The sequence below is a fragment of the Amycolatopsis sp. cg5 genome, from assembly GCF_041346955.1.
Taxonomy (GTDB): Bacteria; Actinomycetota; Actinomycetes; order Mycobacteriales; family Pseudonocardiaceae; genus Amycolatopsis.
The window spans coordinates 6,800,992-6,822,048 of sequence record NZ_CP166849.1 but is presented as its reverse complement, the minus strand read 5'-3'; the positions used below and the strand labels follow the sequence as shown (position 1 = coordinate 6,822,048).

The 21,057-nt window shown below is 66.9% G+C and carries 23 protein-coding genes; 11 read left to right on the top strand and 12 right to left on the bottom strand.

From position 1 onward, the window contains the following. Nucleotide 1: 1 nt before the first annotated feature. Both frr and AB5J62_RS30475 read left to right on the top strand, forming a co-directional pair. Nucleotides 2–559, top strand: coding sequence for a ribosome recycling factor (frr, locus tag AB5J62_RS30480; protein WP_370943411.1), 558 nt, complete (start codon nt 2–4; stop codon nt 557–559). Continuing rightward, a complete protein-coding gene (locus AB5J62_RS30475; protein WP_370943410.1) occupies nt 559–1,440 on the top strand; it encodes a phosphatidate cytidylyltransferase in 882 nt (293 codons plus the stop codon). The genes frr and AB5J62_RS30475 overlap by 1 nt, the downstream gene beginning before the upstream one ends. On the opposite strand, the gene AB5J62_RS30470 is transcribed toward AB5J62_RS30475, so the two are convergent. After that, entirely contained in the window at nt 1,437–2,282 is an 846-nt protein-coding gene (locus AB5J62_RS30470; RefSeq protein ID WP_370943409.1) for a VOC family protein, read from the bottom strand. The two genes, AB5J62_RS30475 and AB5J62_RS30470, sit on opposite strands and share 4 nt — an antisense overlap. A gap of 123 nt (nt 2,283–2,405) precedes the next feature. On the opposite strand from AB5J62_RS30470, the gene AB5J62_RS30465 reads away from it, so the two are divergent. After that, nucleotides 2,406–3,230 carry a class I SAM-dependent methyltransferase gene (locus tag AB5J62_RS30465; RefSeq protein ID WP_370943408.1) on the top strand — a complete coding sequence of 275 codons (825 nt, stop codon included), beginning with the start codon at nt 2,406–2,408 and terminating at the stop codon, nt 3,228–3,230. On the opposite strand, the gene AB5J62_RS30460 is transcribed toward AB5J62_RS30465, so the two are convergent. Beyond that, nucleotides 3,179–3,787: a PadR family transcriptional regulator gene (locus tag AB5J62_RS30460; protein WP_370943407.1), complete on the bottom strand. Its 609-nt coding sequence runs from the start codon at nt 3,785–3,787 to the stop codon at nt 3,179–3,181. The genes AB5J62_RS30465 and AB5J62_RS30460 overlap by 52 nt on opposite strands. A gap of 127 nt (nt 3,788–3,914) precedes the next feature. Here AB5J62_RS30460 and rlmN point away from each other — a divergent pair, with 127 nt between their 5' ends. Further along, a complete protein-coding gene (rlmN, locus tag AB5J62_RS30455) occupies nt 3,915–5,024 on the top strand; it encodes a 23S rRNA (adenine(2503)-C(2))-methyltransferase RlmN (protein WP_370943406.1) in 1,110 nt (369 codons plus the stop codon). A gap of 102 nt (nt 5,025–5,126) precedes the next feature. Further along, entirely contained in the window at nt 5,127–5,576 is a 450-nt protein-coding gene (locus AB5J62_RS30450) for a hypothetical protein (protein ID WP_370943405.1), read from the top strand. A gap of 575 nt (nt 5,577–6,151) precedes the next feature. On the opposite strand, the gene AB5J62_RS30445 is transcribed toward AB5J62_RS30450, so the two are convergent. Next, nucleotides 6,152–6,802 (bottom strand): rhomboid-like protein, encoded by a 651-nt coding sequence (locus tag AB5J62_RS30445; RefSeq protein ID WP_370943404.1) that lies wholly within the window; start codon nt 6,800–6,802, stop codon nt 6,152–6,154. Between the two features lie 243 nt (nt 6,803–7,045). Here AB5J62_RS30445 and AB5J62_RS30440 point away from each other — a divergent pair, with 243 nt between their 5' ends. Further along, a complete protein-coding gene (locus AB5J62_RS30440; protein WP_370943403.1) occupies nt 7,046–7,753 on the top strand; it encodes a hypothetical protein in 708 nt (235 codons plus the stop codon). On the opposite strand, the gene AB5J62_RS30435 is transcribed toward AB5J62_RS30440, so the two are convergent. The 3 genes from AB5J62_RS30435 to AB5J62_RS30425 form a co-directional block, all read right to left on the bottom strand. After that, nucleotides 7,725–8,411, bottom strand: a complete 687-nt coding sequence (locus AB5J62_RS30435) for a phosphatase PAP2 family protein (protein WP_370943402.1) — start codon at nt 8,409–8,411, stop codon at nt 7,725–7,727. The genes AB5J62_RS30440 and AB5J62_RS30435 overlap by 29 nt on opposite strands. 287 nt (nt 8,412–8,698) lie before the next feature. After that, nucleotides 8,699–8,992: a transposase gene (locus AB5J62_RS30430; RefSeq protein WP_370943401.1), complete on the bottom strand. Its 294-nt coding sequence runs from the start codon at nt 8,990–8,992 to the stop codon at nt 8,699–8,701. Further along, nucleotides 8,989–10,302, bottom strand: coding sequence for a transposase (locus AB5J62_RS30425; RefSeq protein WP_370943400.1), 1,314 nt, complete (start codon nt 10,300–10,302; stop codon nt 8,989–8,991). Before AB5J62_RS30425 ends, AB5J62_RS30430 begins: the two co-directional genes overlap by 4 nt. A 267-nt stretch (nt 10,303–10,569) precedes the next feature. Here AB5J62_RS30425 and AB5J62_RS30420 point away from each other — a divergent pair, with 267 nt between their 5' ends. Together AB5J62_RS30420 and AB5J62_RS30415 are read left to right on the top strand one after the other, a co-directional pair. Further along, nucleotides 10,570–10,950 carry an XRE family transcriptional regulator gene (locus AB5J62_RS30420; RefSeq protein WP_370943399.1) on the top strand — a complete coding sequence of 127 codons (381 nt, stop codon included), beginning with the start codon at nt 10,570–10,572 and terminating at the stop codon, nt 10,948–10,950. A gap of 107 nt (nt 10,951–11,057) precedes the next feature. Next, nucleotides 11,058–12,185 carry an FAD-dependent oxidoreductase gene (locus AB5J62_RS30415; protein ID WP_370943398.1) on the top strand — a complete coding sequence of 376 codons (1,128 nt, stop codon included), beginning with the start codon at nt 11,058–11,060 and terminating at the stop codon, nt 12,183–12,185. 233 nt (nt 12,186–12,418) lie between these two features. On the opposite strand, the gene AB5J62_RS30410 is transcribed toward AB5J62_RS30415, so the two are convergent. Further along, the gene (locus tag AB5J62_RS30410) at nt 12,419–13,501 is read right to left on the bottom strand and encodes an aldo/keto reductase (protein WP_370943397.1); all 1,083 of its coding nucleotides are present in this window, start codon (nt 13,499–13,501) and stop codon (nt 12,419–12,421) included. A gap of 118 nt (nt 13,502–13,619) precedes the next feature. On the opposite strand from AB5J62_RS30410, the gene AB5J62_RS30405 reads away from it, so the two are divergent. Further along, nucleotides 13,620–14,483: an AraC family transcriptional regulator N-terminal domain-containing protein gene (locus AB5J62_RS30405; RefSeq protein ID WP_370943396.1), complete on the top strand. Its 864-nt coding sequence runs from the start codon at nt 13,620–13,622 to the stop codon at nt 14,481–14,483. Here AB5J62_RS30405 and AB5J62_RS30400 read toward each other — a convergent pair. Next, nucleotides 14,476–15,672 carry a branched-chain amino acid ABC transporter substrate-binding protein gene (locus AB5J62_RS30400; protein ID WP_370943394.1) on the bottom strand — a complete coding sequence of 399 codons (1,197 nt, stop codon included), beginning with the start codon at nt 15,670–15,672 and terminating at the stop codon, nt 14,476–14,478. The two genes, AB5J62_RS30405 and AB5J62_RS30400, sit on opposite strands and share 8 nt — an antisense overlap. Before the next feature lie 724 nt (nt 15,673–16,396). Between AB5J62_RS30400 and AB5J62_RS30395 the strand changes: the two genes are divergently transcribed. After that, the gene (locus AB5J62_RS30395; RefSeq protein WP_370943393.1) at nt 16,397–16,627 is read left to right on the top strand and encodes a hypothetical protein; all 231 of its coding nucleotides are present in this window, start codon (nt 16,397–16,399) and stop codon (nt 16,625–16,627) included. Here the strand turns inward: AB5J62_RS30395 and AB5J62_RS30390 are convergent. Both AB5J62_RS30390 and bla read right to left on the bottom strand, forming a co-directional pair. Further along, nucleotides 16,624–17,460 (bottom strand): ion transporter, encoded by an 837-nt coding sequence (locus tag AB5J62_RS30390; RefSeq protein ID WP_370943392.1) that lies wholly within the window; start codon nt 17,458–17,460, stop codon nt 16,624–16,626. The two genes, AB5J62_RS30395 and AB5J62_RS30390, sit on opposite strands and share 4 nt — an antisense overlap. 59 nt (nt 17,461–17,519) lie before the next feature. After that, nucleotides 17,520–18,443, bottom strand: coding sequence for a class A beta-lactamase (gene bla, locus AB5J62_RS30385; RefSeq protein ID WP_370943391.1), 924 nt, complete (start codon nt 18,441–18,443; stop codon nt 17,520–17,522). Between the two features lie 112 nt (nt 18,444–18,555). Here bla and AB5J62_RS30380 point away from each other — a divergent pair, with 112 nt between their 5' ends. Then, nucleotides 18,556–18,762, top strand: coding sequence for a DUF4287 domain-containing protein (locus AB5J62_RS30380; protein ID WP_370943390.1), 207 nt, complete (start codon nt 18,556–18,558; stop codon nt 18,760–18,762). A gap of 474 nt (nt 18,763–19,236) precedes the next feature. Here AB5J62_RS30380 and AB5J62_RS30375 read toward each other — a convergent pair whose 3' ends face one another. Continuing rightward, the gene (locus tag AB5J62_RS30375) at nt 19,237–20,475 is read right to left on the bottom strand and encodes an IS4 family transposase (RefSeq protein ID WP_370943388.1); all 1,239 of its coding nucleotides are present in this window, start codon (nt 20,473–20,475) and stop codon (nt 19,237–19,239) included. Nucleotides 20,476–20,618: 143 nt separating this feature from the next. Next, complete coding sequence (locus AB5J62_RS30370; protein ID WP_370943387.1) at nt 20,619–21,017, bottom strand: VOC family protein; 399 nt, start codon at nt 21,015–21,017, stop codon at nt 20,619–20,621. Nucleotides 21,018–21,057: the final 40 nt, after the last annotated feature.

The window sequence follows — 21,057 nt, the reverse complement described above, 5'->3', positions numbered from 1 at the left end:
CGTGATCGACGAGACCCTCCTCGACGCCGAGGAGAAGATGGAAAAAGCGGTGAGCGTCGCGAAGGAGGACCTCGCTTCGGTGCGCACCGGGCGGGCGAACCCGTCGATGTTCTCGCGGATCGTCGTCGACTACTACGGCGCGCCGACCCCGCTGAACCAGCTCGCGGGTGTGACCATCCCCGAGGCCCGCATGGTGATCGTCAAGCCCTACGACGTGACCCAGCTCGCCGCCATCGAGAAGGCGATCCGCGAGTCCGACCTCGCGGTGAACCCGAGCAACGACGGCAGCATCATCCGCATCGTGATCCCGCAGCTCACCGAAGAGCGCCGCAAGGACATGGTGAAGGTCGTCAAGAGCAAGGGTGAGGACGCGCGCGTCTCCATCCGCAGTGTCCGCCGCAAGGCCAAGGACGCGCTCGACAAGATCCAGAAGGACGGCGAAGCGGGCGAGGACGACGTCGTGCGCGCCGAGAAGGAACTCCAGAACCTGACCGACCAGTACTCCCACCAGGTCGACGAGCTGGTCAAGCACAAGGAAGCCGAGTTGCTCGAGGTCTGATGGCACAGGTGAGCGAGGAACGCGAGGAAACGGTCGTGGCGCCCGAACCGGCGCAGGACGCCAAGAAGCCGTCGCGGGCGGGTCGTAACCTGCCCGCGGCCATCGGCGTCGGTTTGCTGTTGGGTGCCGCGATCGTCGCGTCGCTGTTCACCGTGAAGTACCTGTTCATCGCGATCATCGCCGCCGCGATCGCGGTCGGCACGATCGAGCTGGCAGGCGCGTTCAAGCGCGCCGCCGGCATCCAGGTCGCGCTGGTCCCGGTGCTCGCCGGTGGCCAGGCGATGATCTGGCTGGCCTGGCCGTTCGGGTTGCGCGGCGCGCTCATCGCGTTCGTGCTGACCGTGCTGGCCTGCCTCGTCTGGCGGCTGCCCGGCGGTGCCGAGGGCTATCTGCGCGACGTCACGGCGACGATCTTCGCGGCGGCCTACCTGCCGCTGTTCGGCGCGTTCGCCGCGATGCTCGTGCCGCCCGCCGACGGCCCCGGCCGGGTGCTGGTGTTCATGATCGGTGTCGTCGCTTCGGACACCGGCGGGTACGCCGCCGGTGTCCTGCGCGGCAAGCACCCGATGGCGCCGAGCATCAGCCCGAAGAAGACCTGGGAAGGCTTCGCTGGCTCGGTGATCGCGGGCATCGTCGCGGGCGCGCTGACGCTGACGCTGCTCGTCGAAGGCCACGTCTGGCAGGGCGTGCTCTACGGCATCGCGATCGTGCTCGTCGCGACGCTCGGAGACCTCGTCGAGTCGCTGATCAAGCGCGACCTCGGCATCAAGGACATGGGCAACCTCTTGCCGGGCCATGGCGGCATCATGGACCGGCTCGACTCGCTCCTGCCTTCCGCGGTCGTGTCCTGGCTGCTGCTGAGCGCCTTCGTTCCGGTCTAGTCGTCGTACGGGTCGTCGACTTCGGCGCGGCCCACGTTGTCGGCGATGTACTCGTGGTCGATGATCGCGAAGACGGCGCCGTCGGGATCGGCCAGGATCGCCACTCTGCCGAACGGGGTGTCGTACGGCTCGATCACGACGGTCCCGCCGTGCAGCAGCGCCTGACCGGCGACGGCGTCGGTGCCCTTCGCGGGATCGACCTTGATGTAGACCATCCAGTGCGGCGGTGTGGTCGGCAGATATTCGCGGCCCATCACGTACCGGTACAGCACCGGCTCGTGCTCGATGCACCATTCGGCGTAGTCGACGGTTTCCGCGTCGCCGATCTGATGGCTCTGGTAGTTGAAGAGCCTGCAGTAGAAGTGATCGGCCGCCTCACCGTCGTGCACGTTGAGGTCGGCGCCGCTGAACGTGTTCGCGACGCCGGTGCCGAATTCCCAGCTCTCGTCCGGTTCCCAGAACACCACGGGCGCGCCGCTGGCGTCGATCGCGTGCAGAATGCTGCCGCGGTGCGGGATGGCGATCGGCCCGAGCGTGACTTTCCCGCCCAGCTCGGTCACCCATTCGGCCGCACTCGCCGTGTGCTGCACGGACAAATGCACGGTCCAGCCGGGCGGCTGGTTTCTCGCGCCGGTGTACAGGCCGCCCACCGCCACGCCGTTCAGCGAGGCGATCGAGTAGCGCCTCGTCGGGGTCGCCGGGTCGCGGTTCGTCGCGTACTGCCAGCCGAAAAGGTTGCTGTAGAAGTGCTGAGCCCGTGCTTCGTCGGTGGTGGTGAGCTCGATCCAGCAGGGGATGCCGGACGGCAGGACGCGTGGCACGGACGGAGAACTGAGCGACATGCTGATCTCCCTCGCAGATCCCAAAGCACGATTCTACGGGCTGACCTCGCGTTCTCCGGACCGAAATATGATGATCGCAACCCAAGCGGAACTACCTGGCCGCCTGGCTACGTTGGAGCTTCCGTGCGCTGGTTCACCCGTCCCACCCCGTCTTCGCGCTCCTCGCGCAAGGCGGATGTCTTGCCGAGCCCGAATATCTGGTACTACCCGAAGGCCTACGAGATCGAGAACCGCGCGCAGGACGTGGACGGGGAGATCTGGCGGGTGCTGGCGGAATCCGCCGGGTGGCAGGGCAAGGACGTGCTCGACGTCGGCTGCGGCGACGGCTTCCATCTGCCGCGGTTCGCCGAAGGGGCCAAGTCGGTGCTGGGGGTCGAGCCACACGAGCCGCTCGTCGAGCGCGCCTTGGCGCGGGTGAGGGAACTCGCCTCGGTGAATGTGCTCCGCGGGTGCGCCCAGGCGCTGCCGGTGGCCGACGCGAGCGTCGACGTCGTGCACGCGCGGACGGCGTACTTCTTCGGCCCCGGTTGCGATCCGGGGCTGCTGGAGGCGGAGCGGGTGCTGCGGCCGGGTGGCGTGTTCGCCATCGTCGACCTGGATGTCAGCCGTGCCCCCTACGGCGACTGGATGCGGGCGGACCTGCCCGACTACGACCCGGTGGCCGTCGAGCGCTTCTTCGAGGCGGCCGGTTTCGGCTGCCGCCGGGTGGAAACCCGCTGGCGCTTCGACGACGCCGAGGACATGAAGGCCGTGCTCAAGATCGAGTTCAGCGCGGCCGTCGCCGAACGTGCGATCGCGGAGGTATTACGGGCCAACGATTCGAGCGGCCCGGTGACGCTGCCGGTGAGCTATCGCGTGCATGTGCGGCGAAAGCCCACCGGCCTCGTCCTCCCGCGTCACTCGGCTTCGGCTTCGGATTCGTCGTCCGCCGCGCCGAGGATGCCGTAGAGCGCGCGCCTGGCCTCGTTCATCACCTCGATGGCTTTCGCCTTCTGAGCCGGTGAACCGGCCTGCGCGACCTGGACGGCCGCGGCCATCAAGGTCATGCCCGCCTTGCGGAGGTTGACCTCGACCGGGTCGACCTCGTGGGCGATGTGCTCCCACGGCGGCACCGCGTCCTGCTGCTCGGCGGCCGAGCGGCCCTCTTCGGTGAGTTCGAACAGGCGCTTGCCGCTGTCTTCGCGGCTGGTCACCAGTCCTTCGTCGGCCATCAGCTGCAGTGTCGGGTAGATGGAGCCGGGGCTCGGCTTCCAGAATCCGCCACTGCGCTCGCTGATCTCGCCGATGATCTCGTAGCCGTGCCGAGGCTGTTCGGCCAGCAGGGCGAGGATCGCCGCGCGGACGTCACCGCGCCTGCCTCGCCTGCCCGGCCCGCCACGGCCACGACCGTGCCCACGGGGTCCGGGACCCCAGCCTGCGGGAAATTCCCCGAAGCCACCGCGTCCGCCGAACGGGCCGAAGGCCTCGCGAACGTGCGGCGGCGGGAAGTGTCGTCGTCCTCTCATGATCTTTCTCCTTATCGATGTCTAACGAACTGTTCCGACACGTTCACGATATATCGGTAACTGTCGTTTGGCAACCATGGGGGCGTGATGTGGCTCTCAACGGCTTCCATGGGACACTTGACCTGCTATGACTGCCCTCCCTCTCGTCTTCGACGCGCCCAAGCGCGGCCTCCCGCCGCGCCACCTTGCCGACCTCACCGCCGCCGAACGAGCCGAGGCCGTCGTCGCGCTCGGCGAAAAGCCGTTCCGCGCGAAGCAGCTTTCGAACCACTACTTCTCCCGGCTCACCGTCGACCCCGACGAGATGACCGACATCCCGGCGGCCTCCAGGCAGCGCCTGGTCGACGAGCTCATGCCGCCCCTGCTCACCGAGATCCGCGCACTCGCCTGCGACGACGGAGCCACCCGCAAGACCCTCTGGCGCGCGCACGACCGCACGCTGCTCGAGAGCGTCCTCATGCGCTACCCCGACCGCGCGACCCTGTGCATCTCCAGCCAGGCCGGCTGCGGCATGGCCTGCCCCTTCTGTGCGACCGGCCAAGGCGGCCTCGACCGCAACCTCTCCACGGCCGAGATCGTCGACCAGGTCCGCTCGGCCGCCGCGGTCATGCGCGACGGCACGATGGCGGGCGGTCCCGGCCGCCTGTCGAACATCGTCTTCATGGGCATGGGTGAGCCGCTGGCCAACTACAAGCGTGTGGTGGCGGCGGTTCGGCGGATCACGGATCCGGCGCCTGAGGGGCTGGGGATTTCTCAGCGTTCGGTGACGGTGTCGACGGTGGGTCTGGCTCCGGCGATCCGGAAGCTGGCGGACGAGAAGATGCAGGTTCGTCTGGCGGTTTCGTTGCACACGCCGGATGACGAGCTGCGGGACACGTTGGTGCCGGTGAACAACCGGTGGTCGGTTGATGAGGTTCTGTCGGCGGCTCGGTACTACGCGGATGTTTCCGGTCGGCGGGTTTCCATTGAGTACGCGCTGATTCGGGACATCAATGATCAGCCTTGGCGTGCGGAGCTTTTGGCGAAGGTGCTGCGGAAGCATCTTGGGCATTTGGTGCATGTGAACGTGATTCCGTTGAACCCGACTCCGGGTTCGAAGTGGGATGCGTCGCCGAAGCCGGTGGAGCGTGAGTTCGTGCGCTTGGTGAATGCCGGTGGTGTGGCTTGCACGGTTCGGGACACGCGTGGTCAGGAGATCGCGGCTGCCTGTGGGCAGCTCGCGGCTGAAGAGGGCTGATCGCCAAGTCGCGGCCGTCGTAAGTGCTCCCTTGTCGCAGGGTCGAGCTTGAACAGGACCGGCGTGGGTTTCATTCGGCAGGGAGGATCAAGAAGCAAGCTTATGATCTTCGACCTTGATCCGCCTCGCGGTGTAGCGCCCGTTCTTATCGGCATGGGTATCGAGGAGGCTCGCAATGCTATGGGGCGCTGGGGTTTGCCTGAAGACGTAGTGGGCGGGATCACCCCAGGGCTTCGCGTGCGAGATCCTCTGCTCGCATACGACGTATTCGCTCATTTTGAGGATGGATCGTCCGTTACGGCAATTGAAGTGTGGCGTCCTCTGGGAGAGTCTCCAGCTTCGGTTGTTTGGCGAGGAATCGACATTTTCAAGTCGCCTGCGGATATCGTCCTGATGTTACGATCGGGTTCAACAGGACAGGCGGGCCTGAATTTGCTGGTCCAGTCCTTCCAGAATTCTTTGATTCTGTACTGGTTGCCGAGCCTGGCTACTATTTGGCTGAGGCTGGCCTGGAGGAATTTGGCTGATTCTCCTCGGCCGCTCCAGATGTAGCGTGATCGGCCATTTCGGCCGGGCTGGCGCCACGAGCGCGAATTCGTGCGCCTGGTCAACGCCGGCGGGGTCACTTGCACCGGTCCGCGATACCCGTGGTCAGGAGATCGCCGCGGCATGCGGGCAGCTCGCCGCCGAGCAGAATTAGTCGCGGAAGGGCAAACGTGGCGCGTCTCGTTTGCTCGGCTGCGGCCGGCTCCGGTGAGGGCCTCCCTCACTCGGGGCAAGCGGGTGAGGGCCTCCCTTACCTGTATATACGGTCGAACTAGGCCCTCACCTCGCGGATCCAAGTGAAGTAGGCCCTCACCCGCGCCGGACCACACCCCTGACACGTATGAGGCAGTCAAAGAAGGGTTTCGCCGGTTATTTGAGCGGTAGGTCCAAGGTGGCGTGATCGAGGAGTCGGCGAGCTGGGTCGACGGAGTTGCTTTTGGGTCGTCAAGTGTCCCAAAAGCAACTCCGTCAGCCTGCGGCCGCTGATTCTCAGCGCGACTGAGGCGACTTGCGGCCTTCGAACGCGGAGTCGCAACTACGCGACGCTCAGGCTCGCCACGTCACATTTGGGTTTCCGCTCACTAATCCAATTCCGTTACTCGCGTTTTTTGGCGGAGTAGTGCCATCCCGATCATGAAGCCGAATGCGGCGGCTACGAGATGGCCGATGGTGTTGAAATCCGGCACCGGTCCGAAGAATTCCGCCCCGCCCAACGGCCAAGCGAGCGCGAATATCGTCCAGAAGACGCGGGCGCGCTTCGGCAGGCTGAAGGTCGCGGCGGCCAATGCCGCTTGGGTGCCGTAGCTGATGCCGTAATCGAGGTCGGTGCGCACGCTGTCCGGATACCACCCGCGGTGGATGGCGTAGGCGATGAACGGGGCGGTGAGCAAGGTCGCCCCGACGTGCCCGAGCAGAAAGGCGCCGAACGCCCGGACCGGGCCGTGCCGGCGTTCGAGCCGGGCCAATGCCCAGCCGACTCCGATGCCGAGGGTGATCACGGTGCCGACGAATTCCAGCGTCCAGAACTGGGTGAGCGTGCCGTTCATGAACAGGAGGCTGCCGATCAGCGCGCCGATCGGGTGCGCGCCGAGGTTCTTGAGGTTGGTGCTGATCCACTGGTGCACGTCGTCCGCTCGATCCGGCGACAGTGCCTGGCCGATCACCACGTGGCCTAGCAACAGGAAGGCGAGGTACGCGGCGGTCGCCGGGTTACGCCGGAGGTAGGACGGCAACGGTGGAAGTTTCCCTCGGCTGTCAGGGCTCGCCAAGAATAGGTGAACCGTCGGTCTGGCGATCTTACCGTCGGGGAGAAGGGCGGACTGAAGCCGACAATAAGTAGTAAATGGGACGGTTCGGCTAACGAGTTGGGGTCGGTGCCGGTGTCGGCTATGCTGTGCCGCGTCGTCGGGGGACGCATTCATTGAACCGATTCGGATTCGTTCTGGGGGATTCCTGTGTCTACTCCGTCTTCGCCGATGCGTGAAAACACCGCGCCCGATTCCGTCTGGGCTGCGCCGCCGCAGAATCAGCAGCTGCCCCAGTATCCGGGATATGGCGGCATGTCCTGCCGTTTCTGCGGCTCCGTTCCCGCCGCGATGGCGACCTTCCGCGGGCATCAGGGTTTCCTCTTCGTCATGAGGTTCCTGAAGCTCGAAGGGCCTTTCTGCCGCAGCTGCGGTGTCGCCACGCATCGCGGCATGGTCGCGAAAAGCCTGTGGCAGGGCTGGTGGGGACTCGCGTCGATGGTGATCAACCCGATCACCATGCTGATGAATCTTCCGCAGCGCGCGAAGATCAACAAGCTCGCCGAGCCCGCGCCTGGCGCGCCCTCGCGGCCGATGGATCCGGGAAGGCCGCTCTTCCTGCGGTTCGCCGTCGTCGGGTTCCTGGTTCCGGCGCTGGTGGTCTTCGCGATCGTCTACAGCGTGAAGCACGATGCCGCGTACGCCGCGGTCGGCGACTGCGTGCACAACTCGCACACGGCCGTCGCGGGGGTCGAGGACAGCAACCCGGATGTCAAGGTGGTCGACTGCGGTGGGCCGGACGCCGACGCCAAGGTCGTGGGCAAGGTCAACAGCGCCGTCGGTGAGACGGGCTGCCGGGCGTTCAGCGACGCTGACGGCTACTACGAGCAGTACCAGGGGAGCAGCAAGTTCACTCTCTGCCTGCACTTCTTGAAGTAAGACGCCATCGGCCGAGCAGTGACGCGACGCCGATCGCCGCGGACACCAGCACGACGCTGCCGACGACGTCGAGCACGTAATGGTTTCCCGTGGCGAACACGTCCGCCGTCATGAGGATCGGGAAGATCCACGGCAGCAGTGCGAGGCGTGGCCGGGTGGTCCGGAGTGCGGACCACCCGGCGTACGCGCACCAGAGCGCCCAGCCCACGTGCAGGCTCGGCATCGCCGAAAAGTGGTTCTGCCCGTTGCCGAGATCCCGAGAGCTGTGGCCGAGGATGTCATACAGGGCAACGATGTCGACGGTTCCCGGCAGCGCGAACCGCGGCGGCGACATCGGCACCGCCCAGTAGACCGGGAGCACGAGGACCGTCATCGCGACCAGTGCCCGGCGGATCCGCCGGTAGACGTCGGCGTGCCGGATGAACACCCACACCAGTACGCCGACGATCACGACGTAATAGAGGCGGTAGAGGTACACCGCCAGGTGGCCGGCCACCGGATGCCCGGTCAGCCAGGCGTTCATGCCCAACTCGATGTCGATGTGCATGGCGTGTTCCGCGGACTGCAGAGCCAGCGCGTTCGCCGTGGCGGCCGCGCTGTCCGTGCCCACGGCGGCGTGCAGACGTGTGAAGAGCAGAAGCCAGAGCAGCAGGCCCACTAGTTCTACGAGCGCGCCCGGTCGTGTGGCCGTACCTCGGACGAGTACGGCCGCCCAGGCTCGGGCGGTCAAGATCCACCGGCTGGCAAGGGAATCACGCGGTCACCCTAGCGGCGGCAACTCTTGGCTGTGGCCGTTGTGAGTGAAGAGCCGTCGGTCGATCTGGACGGTCATGCGCGATGTGTGATCGTTCGGCGACGGTGAAGAGCCTGTTGCTTTTTGCTGTTGTGGTGTCTTCGGCATCGTCCGGTCTCTGGCTTGGCCACCGGGCCGGGCCGGGGTGGGGTTCAGGTGGTGCGGATCTGGGCGGTGGTGATGCCCTTGGTCCAGAGTTTGAGCAGGTTGGTGACTGCGGCGGCGAGGGAGAGTTCGGCTTGGGCGGCGGTGAGTCCTCGGCGGGCGAAGCGGGTGAGCCCGCGGCGGTCTTTGAGCCAGGCGTTGGGTGCTTCGATCATCGCGCCGCGTCGTCGGTAGAGGGTCACGCCTTCTGCGGTGCGTAGCCGGTGGTTCATCTTCTCCCGCGCGGTGGCGTTCTTGGGTGGGTCGCCGGTGGCCGGGTCGGTGGCGGCTCGAGTGTTCACGGTGCGGCCTTTGGCATCGGCGATGAGACGGTCCGGGCCCGCGGTCTCAAGGTTGGCGGTCGAGTCGTAGCCGCGTCGCCGATCATCACGCCGACGGTGAGGTCACCGCGGCCGGTGCGCCGGGCCAGCTTCCCGGCGGTGGCGAGGACATCATCGGCGGTGGGCACGAACTGGTCGAGGTCGTTGGTGTCCTGGGTGGCGCGGGCGGACACGAGGAATTCGTCGTCGCTGACCGCGGTCTGGCAGTTGTAGCCCTGGACCCAGCCGTTGCGGGTCTTGAGCAGCCGTGATTGCGGGTCGGTCGTGTTCGCCACGAACTTGTCGGTCTGCGTCTGGGATTTCGCGGTGGCGGCGGCCTGTTCAGCGCGGGAGAGCGCGGCCTCATAGGCGGCGCGGGCCCGCCGGACCCTGCTGTGATCCTCCGGCGGCACCGCTGCTTTCCCCGACGGGCGGCGCCCGCCGCCGGATCGCATCTGGGCGTGCCAGGCCTCCCAGCGGGACACCGCTGTGGCTCGCTCCCGGTCCAGGCGTGCTCGGGCCACCGCGACCCGGTCCGCGCCTCGCGGCGGGGCCCCGCCACGGGTGAGGCCGGCGGCGACCGCGGCGTCATAGGCCCGCGCGATCTCAGCCCGCCCCTCGCCGGCCTGCTCGGCCGCGTCGCGACGGGACTGGATCTGCTCCAGCGCGGCCGTGATCCGTTCACCGCGACGGGTGCGGTCACGCAGGTCCGGTGGTGGTTCGTCGCCGCGCCGGTCGGCGCCGAAGCGGGCGTCGTCGGCCGCGTCGGTCTGCGCGGTCTCCTCAACGAACTTCTCGGCCAGTTTCCGCAGGTGAGCCTCGGTGCGGTTGGCGTCCTTACTCGCGTTGGCGGCGATCTTGGTGCCGTCGAACGCGACCACCCCCAGCGACACCATCCCCAGTTCGGCGGCCAGCACCAGCGACTCGGTCAGCAGATCCGTCAGCGCCGCCTCGTGACGCTGGCGGAACCGGGCCAGCACCGTGTGATCCGGGATGTCCTGCGCGCAGATGATCCGGAACGCCACATCGGTCAGGCACAACCGCTCGATCCGCCGCGACGAGGACACCCCATGCGCCATCGCATACACGAACAACGTCAGCAGCATCTCCGGGTCATACCCACGCCGCCCGACCCCACCACGCTTCGCCGTCGCGTGAAACGCCGACGTGTCCAGCCGCCCCACCACCGCGATCACGAACCACACCAGATGATCATCCGGCAACCAGTCCGCCATCGACGGCGGCAACAGAAACTCCTGCTCACGATCAACCGGCCGATAATCCCTTGCCACACAACAATTATCCCAATTTGCCACACGTGCAACAAGATCATCAAGCCATGTCGAGCCAGTTCAAAAAGCAACAGGCTCTGAAGGATCTGTATGCAATCCAACATAAGGCTAAGGTTATATTTGTTGGGTGAGCAACTGGGTTGTGGAGCTGCATGAGAGCAGGCGATCCTGCTGGCGGCGGGTGACAAGGCCGGTGGCTGGAAGGGCTGATCAGCGATACGAACAGCACTTGGCGGATATCGAGCGCGCCGCGGAAAGGGTTAAGCGATGACTCGTTCGTGGAAGGACGTCAAGGCGGAGAAGGCTCGCCGCGACGAGGCGAGCGGCCGGAATGTCGAGGCCGCTCAGGCCGATGCGCGCACGCGGACTCAGGCGTACGTACTCGGTTTCCGGCTGGCGCAGCTCCGCCAGGACATGCGGCTCTCGCAGGCGGAGGTCGCCCAGCGGATGGGGATCAGTCAGCCCCGGGTCAGCCAGCTCGAGAATGGGGACATCGGGCAGCTGGAGGTGGATACGTTGAGCCGCTACGTCGTCGCACTCGGCGGCCGCCTGAAGCTCGTGGCCGACTTCGACGATCACGATGTCAACGTTTCCACCGCCGAAGTCGACCGCGATGTCGCTCGGCGGACGAATCCTGCCTGGTCGTAAGCGCTGACACGGCCTGACAGGCTCGTGTCAGTGTCGTGTGCGGTCGGTATCAGTGGCCCTCGCCAAGCTCTGGAACAGAATTCCAGAGACGGCCGAAGGAGCCTCCCATGCACACACCAGTCACGATCATCGGCGCCGGGCTCGGCGGGCTCACCCTCGCGCGTGTCCTGCATGTCCACGGGATCCCGGCCACCGTCTACGAGGCGGAGGCGGGTCCGATGGCGCGCATGCAGGGTGGCATGCTCGACATCCACGACTACAACGGGCAGCTCGCCATCGAGGCGGCTGAGCTGGTCGACGAGTTTCGCGGGCTCGTACTCGCCGGGCGTCAGGCCATGCGGATCGTCGACGCGCATGGCGGTCTCGTGTTCGAGAAGGTCGACGACGGCACGGGCGGGCGGCCTGAGGTGCAGCGCGGGGAGTTGCGGCAAGTGCTGCTGGACTCGCTGCCGGAAGGGACCGTGCGGTGGGGGCACAAGGTCACCGGTGCCCGTGCGCCGGGCGGGGGTCGACACGAGGTGAGCTTCGACGACGGCACCACCGTCGTCACCGGTCTGCTGGTCGGCGCGGATGGCGCGTGGTCGCGGATTCGGCCGCTGCTCAGCGATGCCACGCCCGAGTATCAGGGCGAAAGCTGCGTCGAGACCTACCTGTTCGACGCCGACACCCGGCATCCGGCCGTGGCGAAGATGGTCGGTGGCGGGACGGTGGTCGCGAACGGGCCCACGTCGGACGTGGTGATCACCGCGCATCGGGAGCGGGGTGACACCTTGCACGGGTACACGCTGCTCACCCGGCCACTGGAGTGGTTCGACGACATCGATTTCGCCGATCCGGCCAGTGCCGCCGCGCGGATCGCGGCGGAGTTCGAGGGGTGGGCGCCGGAACTCGTCGCGCTGATCACCGACGGCGACACCGCTCCGGTCCTGCGCCCGGCCTACGCGCTGCCGCTCGGGCACCGCTGGGATCGGCTGCCGGGCGTGACGCTGGTCGGCGATGCCGCGCACCTCGCCGCGCCGAACGGGGAAGGCGCCAACCTCGCCATGCTCGACGGCGCGGAACTCGGCAAGGCGCTGGCCGCGCACCCGGACGATGTCGAGGCGGCGCTCGCCGCTTACGAACGGGACATGTTCCACCGCAACGCGAATCCGATCGAGGAGGAGTTCCTGCTCGAGAGCTTGTTCGGTGACAACGTCCCGCAGGGCGTGCTCGATGTGTTCATGCGCGATGAATAGCTGTCACCCGCGGGCCTGACTGACCGAGCGAGGATCGGGCAGGCCCGCGAGTGGCGGGTGTGGCGCTGATGAACGCCGAGTTCGCGCCGCGCCCGCATTCCGGATCATCACGGTGCCGAGATCGCCGCAGACCCGGCACCATGACCGCCTCGTCGGATCGATCCGGTCATACGGCTCATCCCAGTCGACCGGGACGCTTCGTACCATGCAGAACCACCGGCAGAATCGAACGCTCAGTAGCGGGTGGCGCTTTGCAACAATGGCGGATAGACGGTCGAGGTCTGGCCGTCGACCGTGGTGCCGGCGAACTGCAGCATCGCGCGCTGGGCGCCGTGCATCGGCGCGGGGTAGTTCAGGTCCGGGGCCGACGCCTCGTCCAGCGCTCGCAGGTGCTCCGGGGCGAGCGTGACGTCGAGTGCGGCGAGATTGGTTTCGAGGTGCTCGATGCGCCGGGCGCCGAGGATGGGGACCACGGTGCCTTGGCGGGCGCGGAGCCAGGCCAGTGAAACGGCCGCCGATGTGGTTCCCAGTTCGTCGGCGATGGCGGCGACGGTGTCGATGACCGTGAACTCGGACTCGGTGGGGCCGCCGACGTACGCGGCGCGGGCGGAGTCGGAAACCTCGGTGCCGCGGCGGTATTTGCCGGACAGGAAGCCGTTCTTCAGCGGGCTCCACGGGACCAGCGCCATGTCCTGGTCGAGTGCGAGCGGGGCGAGTTCGCCCTCGACGGTGCGGGCGAGCAGTGAGTACTCGACCTGGAGCGCGATCAGGGGCGTCCAGCCTTTGAGGAGCGCGGTGGTCTGGGCTTGGGCGGTGAACCAGGCGGGCGTGTTGGAGAAGCCGATGTAGCGGATCTTGCCTGTTCCTACCAGGTCGTCGAGAGTGCGGAGAGTCTCTTCGATCGGGGTGTGCTTGTCCCAGTTGTGCAGCCAGTAGAGGTCGAGGTAGTCGGTGCGCATCCGGCGCAGGGTCTCGTCGAGCTGGGCGATGATCGACGACCGGCCCGCACCGCCGCCGTTGGGATCGCCGGGGAAGAGGTTGCCGAAGAACTTCGACGCCAGCACCACGCGCTCGCGGCGGCCGGGGTGGGCGGCGAACCAGTCGCCGAGGATCTTCTCGGAGTGGCCGTTGCTGTAGAAATTCGCGGTGTCGACGAAGTTTCCGCCGCGGTCGAGGTAGGTCGCGAGAATCTTCTCCGACTCCTCGACGCCGCAGCCCGCGCTGCCGGGGTCGCCGCCGAAGGTCATCGCGCCGAGTGCGAACGGGCTGACTCGCAGTCCGGAGCGGCCGAGGGTGACGTAGTGGTCGAGCGACATGTGGTGACTCCTCCGTGGTCGGATCGGTCCTCATATCGAAGCGCGAGCGGGCCCTGCCGCGGTAGACCGATCCGCGCGGGCGATTGCACGATCCTCCCGAGTTCGCCATTATCGGACTGTGCTGGACGAGATTCGGGCGATCATCGAAGCCCATGCGCGGCCGGATCAGCTGACGCCGATCGACGGGCTGCTGGTGTCCAAGGTGGAGACGTCGGCGCCGGACTATTCGCTGACCGAGCCGCTGCTGGTCGTCATGGCGCAGGGCGGCAAGCGCATGCTGCTCGGCGACGAGGTGTTCGAGTACCGGGCCGGGCAGTGCCTGGTGGTCACCGCCGACCTGCCCGTCACCGGGCATTTCCTCGGCGCGACGCCGCGCACGCCGGCACTGGGCATGGGACTGGTGCTGCGGCCCGCCGTCATCGCGCCGCTGCTGCTGGAGGCGCCCGCCCGGCACCGCGGGACGACCGTGCTGCCCGCTATGGGGACCGTCGACGCGGACGACGAGCTGCTCGACGCTGTTCGTCGGCTGCTCCGGCTGCTCGACCGGCCCGACGACGCCGGCGTGCTCGCCCCGATGATCGAGCGCGAGATCCTGTGGCGCCTGCTCACCGGCCCGCACGGCGCGATGATCCGCCAGATCGGCACGGCCGACAGCGGGCTGACGTACGTGAGCAGGGCGATCCGCTGGATTCGGGACAACTACGCCGAACCCATGCGGATCGAGGACCTCGCCAGGCTGGCCGGGATGAGCCCGTCCGCCTTCCACCGGCACTTCCGCGCGGTCACCGCGATGAGCCCGTTGCAGTTCCAGAAACGCATCCGGCTTCAGCAAGCACGCTCGCTGCTGGTCTCCCGCTCCGACGACGTCGCGGGCGTCGGGCACCTCGTCGGCTACGACAGCCCGTCACAGTTCAACCGCGAGTACCGGCGCCTCTTCGGCGCCCCGCCAGGACAGGACGCCGCGCGCCTCGCCGTCAGCTGATCTGGCCGTAGTTGATGATCTTCCCGTTCTCGACCTTGTAGCCCCAGACGGGAGTCTCGATCAGCTCGCCCTTGTCAGCCCACTTGAAGCGCTTGGTAAGTCCCTGGCCGGTGTAGGTCTTGACGAAGTCCAGCAACCCCTGACGGTCTTTGATGCCCTTGTCGATGCCCGCGATGAGGATCGTCATGGCGTCGTAAGCCTCGACCGCGTACGTGCCGGGCTCCTGGCCTTCCAGCTTTTGATAAGCGGTCGTGAAGTCCTTGAAGTTGGTCTCGGGCACGCACGGGCACGTGAAGAACGACCGTGCCGCCGCTTTACCGGCAGCCTGAAGGTATTCGTCGTTCTTGATGCCGTCCGGGCCGACGAACTTGACCTGCACGCCCGCCGCGTCGAGCTGGTTCGCGAGCGGTCCGGCCTCGGGGTAGTAGCCGGAGTAGAAGACCGTGTCGGGCTTCTCGGACTCCAGTTTGCTGACCACGGAACCGAATTCCGTCTGGCCCTGCTTGACCTTGGCCGTGCAGATCGATTTGTCGCCGAGCGCTTCGATCACGGCCTTGCCCAGGTCGGTGCCGTACGGCGAGTCGTCGCTGACCACGCAGACCCGCTGGGACTCCAGTTTCACGGTCATCAGCTTCGCCGCCGCCGGACCCTGCGCGGCGTCGCTGGCGAGCGCGCGGAAGAAGGTTTCCCAGCCGTTGTCGGCCAGGCCGGGATTGGTGGCCGACGGGGTGATCTGGACCAGTTTCGCCGTGTTGAACAGCCCGCCTGCGACCTTCGCCTCACCGGAGAACGAGGTGCCGACCACGCCGAGCACCGACGAGTCGGCGATGGCCTGGTTCACCGCGGCCGCGGTCTTCTCCGGCTTGCCCTCGGTCTCGAACTGCTTCAGCTCGATCTGGCAGTCGGCGTTGGCCTGGTTGTGGAGTTTCACGGCCAGCTCGGCGCCACGGATGATGTTCTGCCCGAGCGCGGCGTTGACGCCGTTGACGGTGCCGACGTAGCCCACCGAGACGTTCCGGCACTGGGCGCGCCCGTCGCCCTTCGGGTCGGCGGCCTCCGCGTACAGCTTCGGCGCGTTGAACAGCGAGGGGTCTTCCGAGGATCCGCTGCCGCCGGAAGTGCAACCGGCTGTGGCCAGTGGAATGACCGTGAGTACTGCAAGAAGGGCCGCGTGTCGTGCCTTTGCCACACTTTCTCCTAACATCCCGCGGCCGCCAAGTCTCAGCCCCGGCCTGAAACGGGCGACCGACTTGGCGGCTGAACGTAGCCGCCTTGGGCCGCGATGGACAGAGGGTCATCCCGCCTTGTATCCACCTCGTGACGATGTCACCGCTTGAATTTGTACGATTACCGCAATCGCCCGGTCAGGTGGTCGCACCGGGTAGTTTTCGGGCGCGCTCAGTGATATGCGCCAGTTTTCGTTGCGCTGACGCCAACGTTGTCACCGTTCGGTGCTCACCGAATACGTGCCTGTCTTGCGAGTGACTCACAGTGCGATGAGCTGGGGTGATGATCGCAAAGCGGGCGAGTCGAGCGGGCCGGTCATTCGGCACGGGTGACGCGAACCCGACGGCGTGGCCCAAGCGGGACGTTCCACCGAAGTGGGTTTCGTTCGCCTGATCGACGCGAGGGTGCCGGCGAGCACGGTGCGTGACCTGGAATGCGCGGCCGGACTGTTTCGGTGGCGTCATTCGTGAATGTGAATGGCGATGTGAACAAAAGCACAGGGCTGATTCGGGTATCGCTGATCGAAAACGCGACGAAGGCTTCCGCCCGCGGGTAATTGGGAAAGAATTCGACCCGGGTGGCGTCGGTTCGCGCGCGTACTTGTGCATACTCCGGTCCTCCCCAGGCCGTTGTCAGTGCATCGTGACCGCCCGCCGCGGCGTTACGCTGGACGGCGTGAGACAGGCATGACGGACGAAGAGATCCTCGTCGGGTTCGCGTTGACGCGGCTGGACAACCCCGGGCTCGACATGGAGGAGGTCGCCGCGTTGTTCCTCCGGCGGGCCGGGCAGGACCTCGTGACCGAGTTCGCCTCGCGCAACCTCGCCACGCGCGACGAGTTGCGTGGTGCGTTGTTCCCGGCTGCCGTCGAGCACGTGCTCCGGGTGGTGCTCACGTTGCGGGGACCGGCCGACTAGGAACGGTGCCGCTGCTCGAACTCGTTCGCGGCGAATCGTTCGGTGCGGGCGCGGAGCTGGTGCTCGCTGTCCTCGGCGTCCTCTTCGTTGAGGCCGAGTTCGACCGCGCGCCGGATCTGCTCGCGGTTCTCGCGCACGACCGAGGAGAAGAAGTCGTCGATGCGCGGGTCGAGCAGCACCTCGAGCACGACGCGGAACGAGGTGTCGACGACGGAGTGCACGATCTCGCCGTGGAACGGGATGCGCTTGAGCTTGCCGAGCTGCGGGTCCTGGGTGACCTTCTCGGCGATGATCGCCTGCAGCTCGGTTTTGTGCTCGCCGAGCGATTTGGCCAGGTTTTCCGGGTAGTTCCCGGTTTCGAGGACCTTGACCACCTCGTCGAGCACGGCGATGGTGATCGGCTTCTTGATCGCGCGCACGATCGGCTCGGACATCTTGTCCACCAGCCGGTAGGTGAACTGCTCGCCGACCACCCGGTCCGCCGCCCGGCCGACGCGGATGAGCAGCAGCAGCGTGGCGAGGAACCGGTGCGCCACCAGCGTCGGGTGGGTGAACGGGATCATCGCGAACAGCTCGTACCAGTTGCGGAAGAGGAACCGCTTCGACCAACGGCGTTTGCGCCAGCGCCACAGGAATTCGAGCAGGAACACCGCACAGATGCCGCTGTCGGCGTAGAAGATCCACATCGCCGCGTCGCGGGAGGGCGGGCTGAGCAGCACGAAGCCGAGCAGGCCGACCGAGATCGCGGACAGCAGGAACATCACCCAGTCGTCGGCGCGCACATTGCCGGGGAGTAGCCCGCTGTTGAGCTCCGGCTCTTGCGTCGTGGCCATGCGAAGCGCTCCAGACTCGTGCTGCGTGGTTGCCATCCGCGACCTTAGTGGCGGATGGCTCACTGGGCTGGGACGAGCGCTTTCGCGACGATCGTGGCGGCCTTGGCGATGGTCTCCGCGCCCGCTGTGGACTTCGGGTCGGCGGGCGCGGTGAAGACGGTGATCACCAGCGGCGCGCGTCCCGGCGGCCAGACGACCGCGATGTCGTTGACCTCGCCTTCGAACCCGGAACCGGTCTTGTCGCCGACGACCCAGCCGGACGGCACGCCCGCCCTGATCTGCTTGCCGCCGGTGGTGTTCGCCTTGAGCCAGCCGGTGAGCAGGTCGCGTCCGGCCGGGTCGAGCGCGTCGCCGAGCACCAGCGCGCGGAGATCGGCGGCCAGCTGGGCAGGCGTCGACGTGTCGCGCTCGTCGCCGCCGATGTTGAGGTCCGGCTCGATCCGGTCCATGCGCGTGACCTGGTCGCCCAGCGTGCGGACGAACGCCGTCGCGGCCTGCGGGCCACCGAGTTCGGCGAACAGCAGGTTGTCCGCGGTGTTGTCGCTGACGGTCACGGCGGCCTCGCACAGCGCGGAGACGGTCATCCCGTCGGCGGCGTGCTGCGACGTGGTCGGCGCGTGCTTCTGCAGCTGCGACTTGTCGTAGTGGATCACCTTGTCGAGCAGCCCCGGCCGCTCGGTGCGGAGCTTGAGTATCGCGGCGGCGACCAGTGCTTTGTGCGTGGAGCACATGAGGAACCGCTCGTCGGCGCGGTGCCCGAGCGCGGCGCCGCTGCCGGTGTCGAGCGCGTAGACGCCGAGACGTCCCTTCCACTCGGCTTCCAACGCGGCCAGCGCCTTCTCGGCCGCCGCCACGTCCGGCGCCGGTGGCTTGGGCTGCTGGGGTGCGGGTTGTTGCTGTCCAGGGTCCGACGCGCATCCGGCGAGCACGGCGCCCAGTCCCGCCAGCATCAGCGAACGACGGGACAGCTGCGGGCCGGTCATGAAATCTCCTCCTGCTGGCGAACCATGTTTACAACCAACAGGACGCGCGAGCCCGCCGCGCGTTGGCCCGCGAATCGATCTTGGGCGCGGTGGCCGATGGCAGACTGCGGTCATGACCGAGTCCGTCAAAGGCCCTGCCAGCTATTTCCCGTCGATCGAGAAGAAGTACGGCCGCCCGATCGAGGAGTGGCTCGAACTGGTCCGCTCCTCGCCGCTGACCAAGCACATGGAACTCGTGACCTGGCTCAAGACCGAGCACGGCATGGGGCACGGGCACGCCAACGCCGTCGTCGCGCACACCCTCGCCGCGGGCAAGTAACCCCAGGCGTCGTGAGTGTTCCCGACGGTTCTATTGGGCGGAACGCCAAAGGTGGCGTCTTGCGCTCGGCCATGGTGAGGGTCGTGTCCCGCCCCCCCGCCTCGCGGCGGTGATGGGCGCGGCCGAACCACACAAAGGCCACCCTTGTAACGCTGAGCGTGACATGGGCCCCTTTCGTCACGTCGTCCCACCTCACGCAACGGCCACTATGTGGTGGTGGGTTCGTCGTGGGGGTCGTGAGTGGTACGGCCGGTTCTAACCCAATGCCACGTAGCTTGAGTTGATCAGGCTGCGCGGGTGAGTCCGCGTAGCCTGATCGTGGGTGGGCTGGGGTGGCGGGTGCTGGCTGGTTCGGTGCGTTTCTTGGCGCGGTATGCGTTGTGGCGTAACCGTTTGACCGCGCGTGGGCATGTTCGGTGTCGGCGGGGCGGGAGGGGTTTGCCGGTGATGTCGGCCAGGATCGTGGGTAGTGCGTCAGTCCAGTCCGGAGGGGGAAAAACCCGCCGTGCCGGTGGCGGAACGACGGGCGATACGCAGGACACGGCTGTAGCTGATCCGGTCGGGGTCGAGATCTGCGGCCTCGGCCGCGCGGGCGATCAGGACACTCAGGGCGTAATGGACGGTCAGCCACGCCCAGATCTCCTGATGCACCAGCTCCGGAAGCCTCGATCGCAGGATCTTGCCCGGCCCTCGAAGATGGGTTTTGAGCTGGTCATTGGCGGTTTCCTCCTCCCAGCGCTGGTGATAAGCCGCGGCGAGTTCCTCGGCGGCCGCGTCGTCGGAGTCGGTGATGTTCGTGAGCAGCACGATCAGCTCACCGGTGCCGTTGCCCACGCGGTCGGGGATGTCGTATTCCACGACCCGGACCAGGTGTGCCTCCTCGGGGTGGATCTGGTCCCCGGCCATCGCAGCGTCGAGAATCTGACGACGACGGCCCGCTCCGCGGACCTTCGGGTTGATCAGAACCGTGAGATAAGACCCGTCGGACAGAACCCGCACCACCGGCAACGCCAGGTTCGCCGGTGCCCGCCACAACAACGCCGCACCCGTGCGTGAGGCGCTGTCCCACGCGTCCCAGCTATAGAAATTCCGGTCCGCGGTCAGCAGCTCATCAGCAAGCAGACGCGGATAGAGCTCCTGCGCCAAGGTTTGCTCCCCCGTCGCATAGGCGCCGACGCGAGCGGCGAGGAACGCGTGCGTGCCGCATTCGGCCAGCGCCACCACCCGCGCTTTCGGAAAGGCCGAGCGGTGCTTGCCCGATCCGGCATACCCGAACTCCTCCACATTGCCCGCGGTGTCGGGCAGGTCGACCTCGAACCCGTCGATCGCCAGCAACCGCCACCCCCGCAACCACGCGCCACGCGTGTCCGAGGTCGCCACCGCCTGCGCGACACCCTCGAACACCTGCTCCATCACCACCGGCCCCAACCGTTTACGAGCCTGAGTGATCCCACTGGCCGTCGGCACCGACCAGGACGCATCCCAGCACCCGAACCGCGACAACGACCCGGTCACCTTCGTCGCGACCTCCTCATAATCATCGTCGGGGAACAAGCACATCGCCATCGTCAGCACCGCCACCACACGCGGCGGCAGCTTCCCATCCGACCGCTTCGCCCCCACCCCGCACGCCGCGATCGCGGCGTCGATCACATCCCGATCCACCGCCGCCACCAGCACACCCAGCGACACCTGATCCGGGCTAACCGTCACACCTGAACTCATAACCGACGATCAGACCAGCCCGCCCCAGACAACCCACACCGCCACGCCGCAAACCCACCACCACAAACAAGATCAACTTAAGCTACGTGGCATTGGGTTCTAACCGGTCTAAACACTCACGACTCCTTTGCTTAGACCACGAAAATGCAGAAAGGGTGGCCGGCCGGATCGGCGTACACCCGTAGTGGTTCGTCCGGGTCGTCGCTGAGATCGCGCAGGAGAAGCGCGCCGAGTGCCATCGCGCGCTCGTGCTGGGCGTCGAGGTCCGCCTTCGTAGGCACGGTCATGTCCAAGTGCAGTTGCTGGGGGATGGGCCCGTCCGGCCACGTCGCCGCCGGAAGCGCGTCTACCTGCTGAAATGCCAGTTGCGGGCCGCCGTGCGGGTTGCGCAGCACCAGCCAGTCGCGCGTGGCGGGCGGCTCGTCGCCGGGGCGGTAGTGGAGCCCGAGCAGCTGCCGGTAGAACTCCGCGAGTTCCCGGGGATCGGTGCAGTCCAGAACCGTCTGGCGCAGTTCGGGGAAATCTTCCATGAAGTCACCTTGACAGGTGAAGATCTGCCATGCAAGAGTC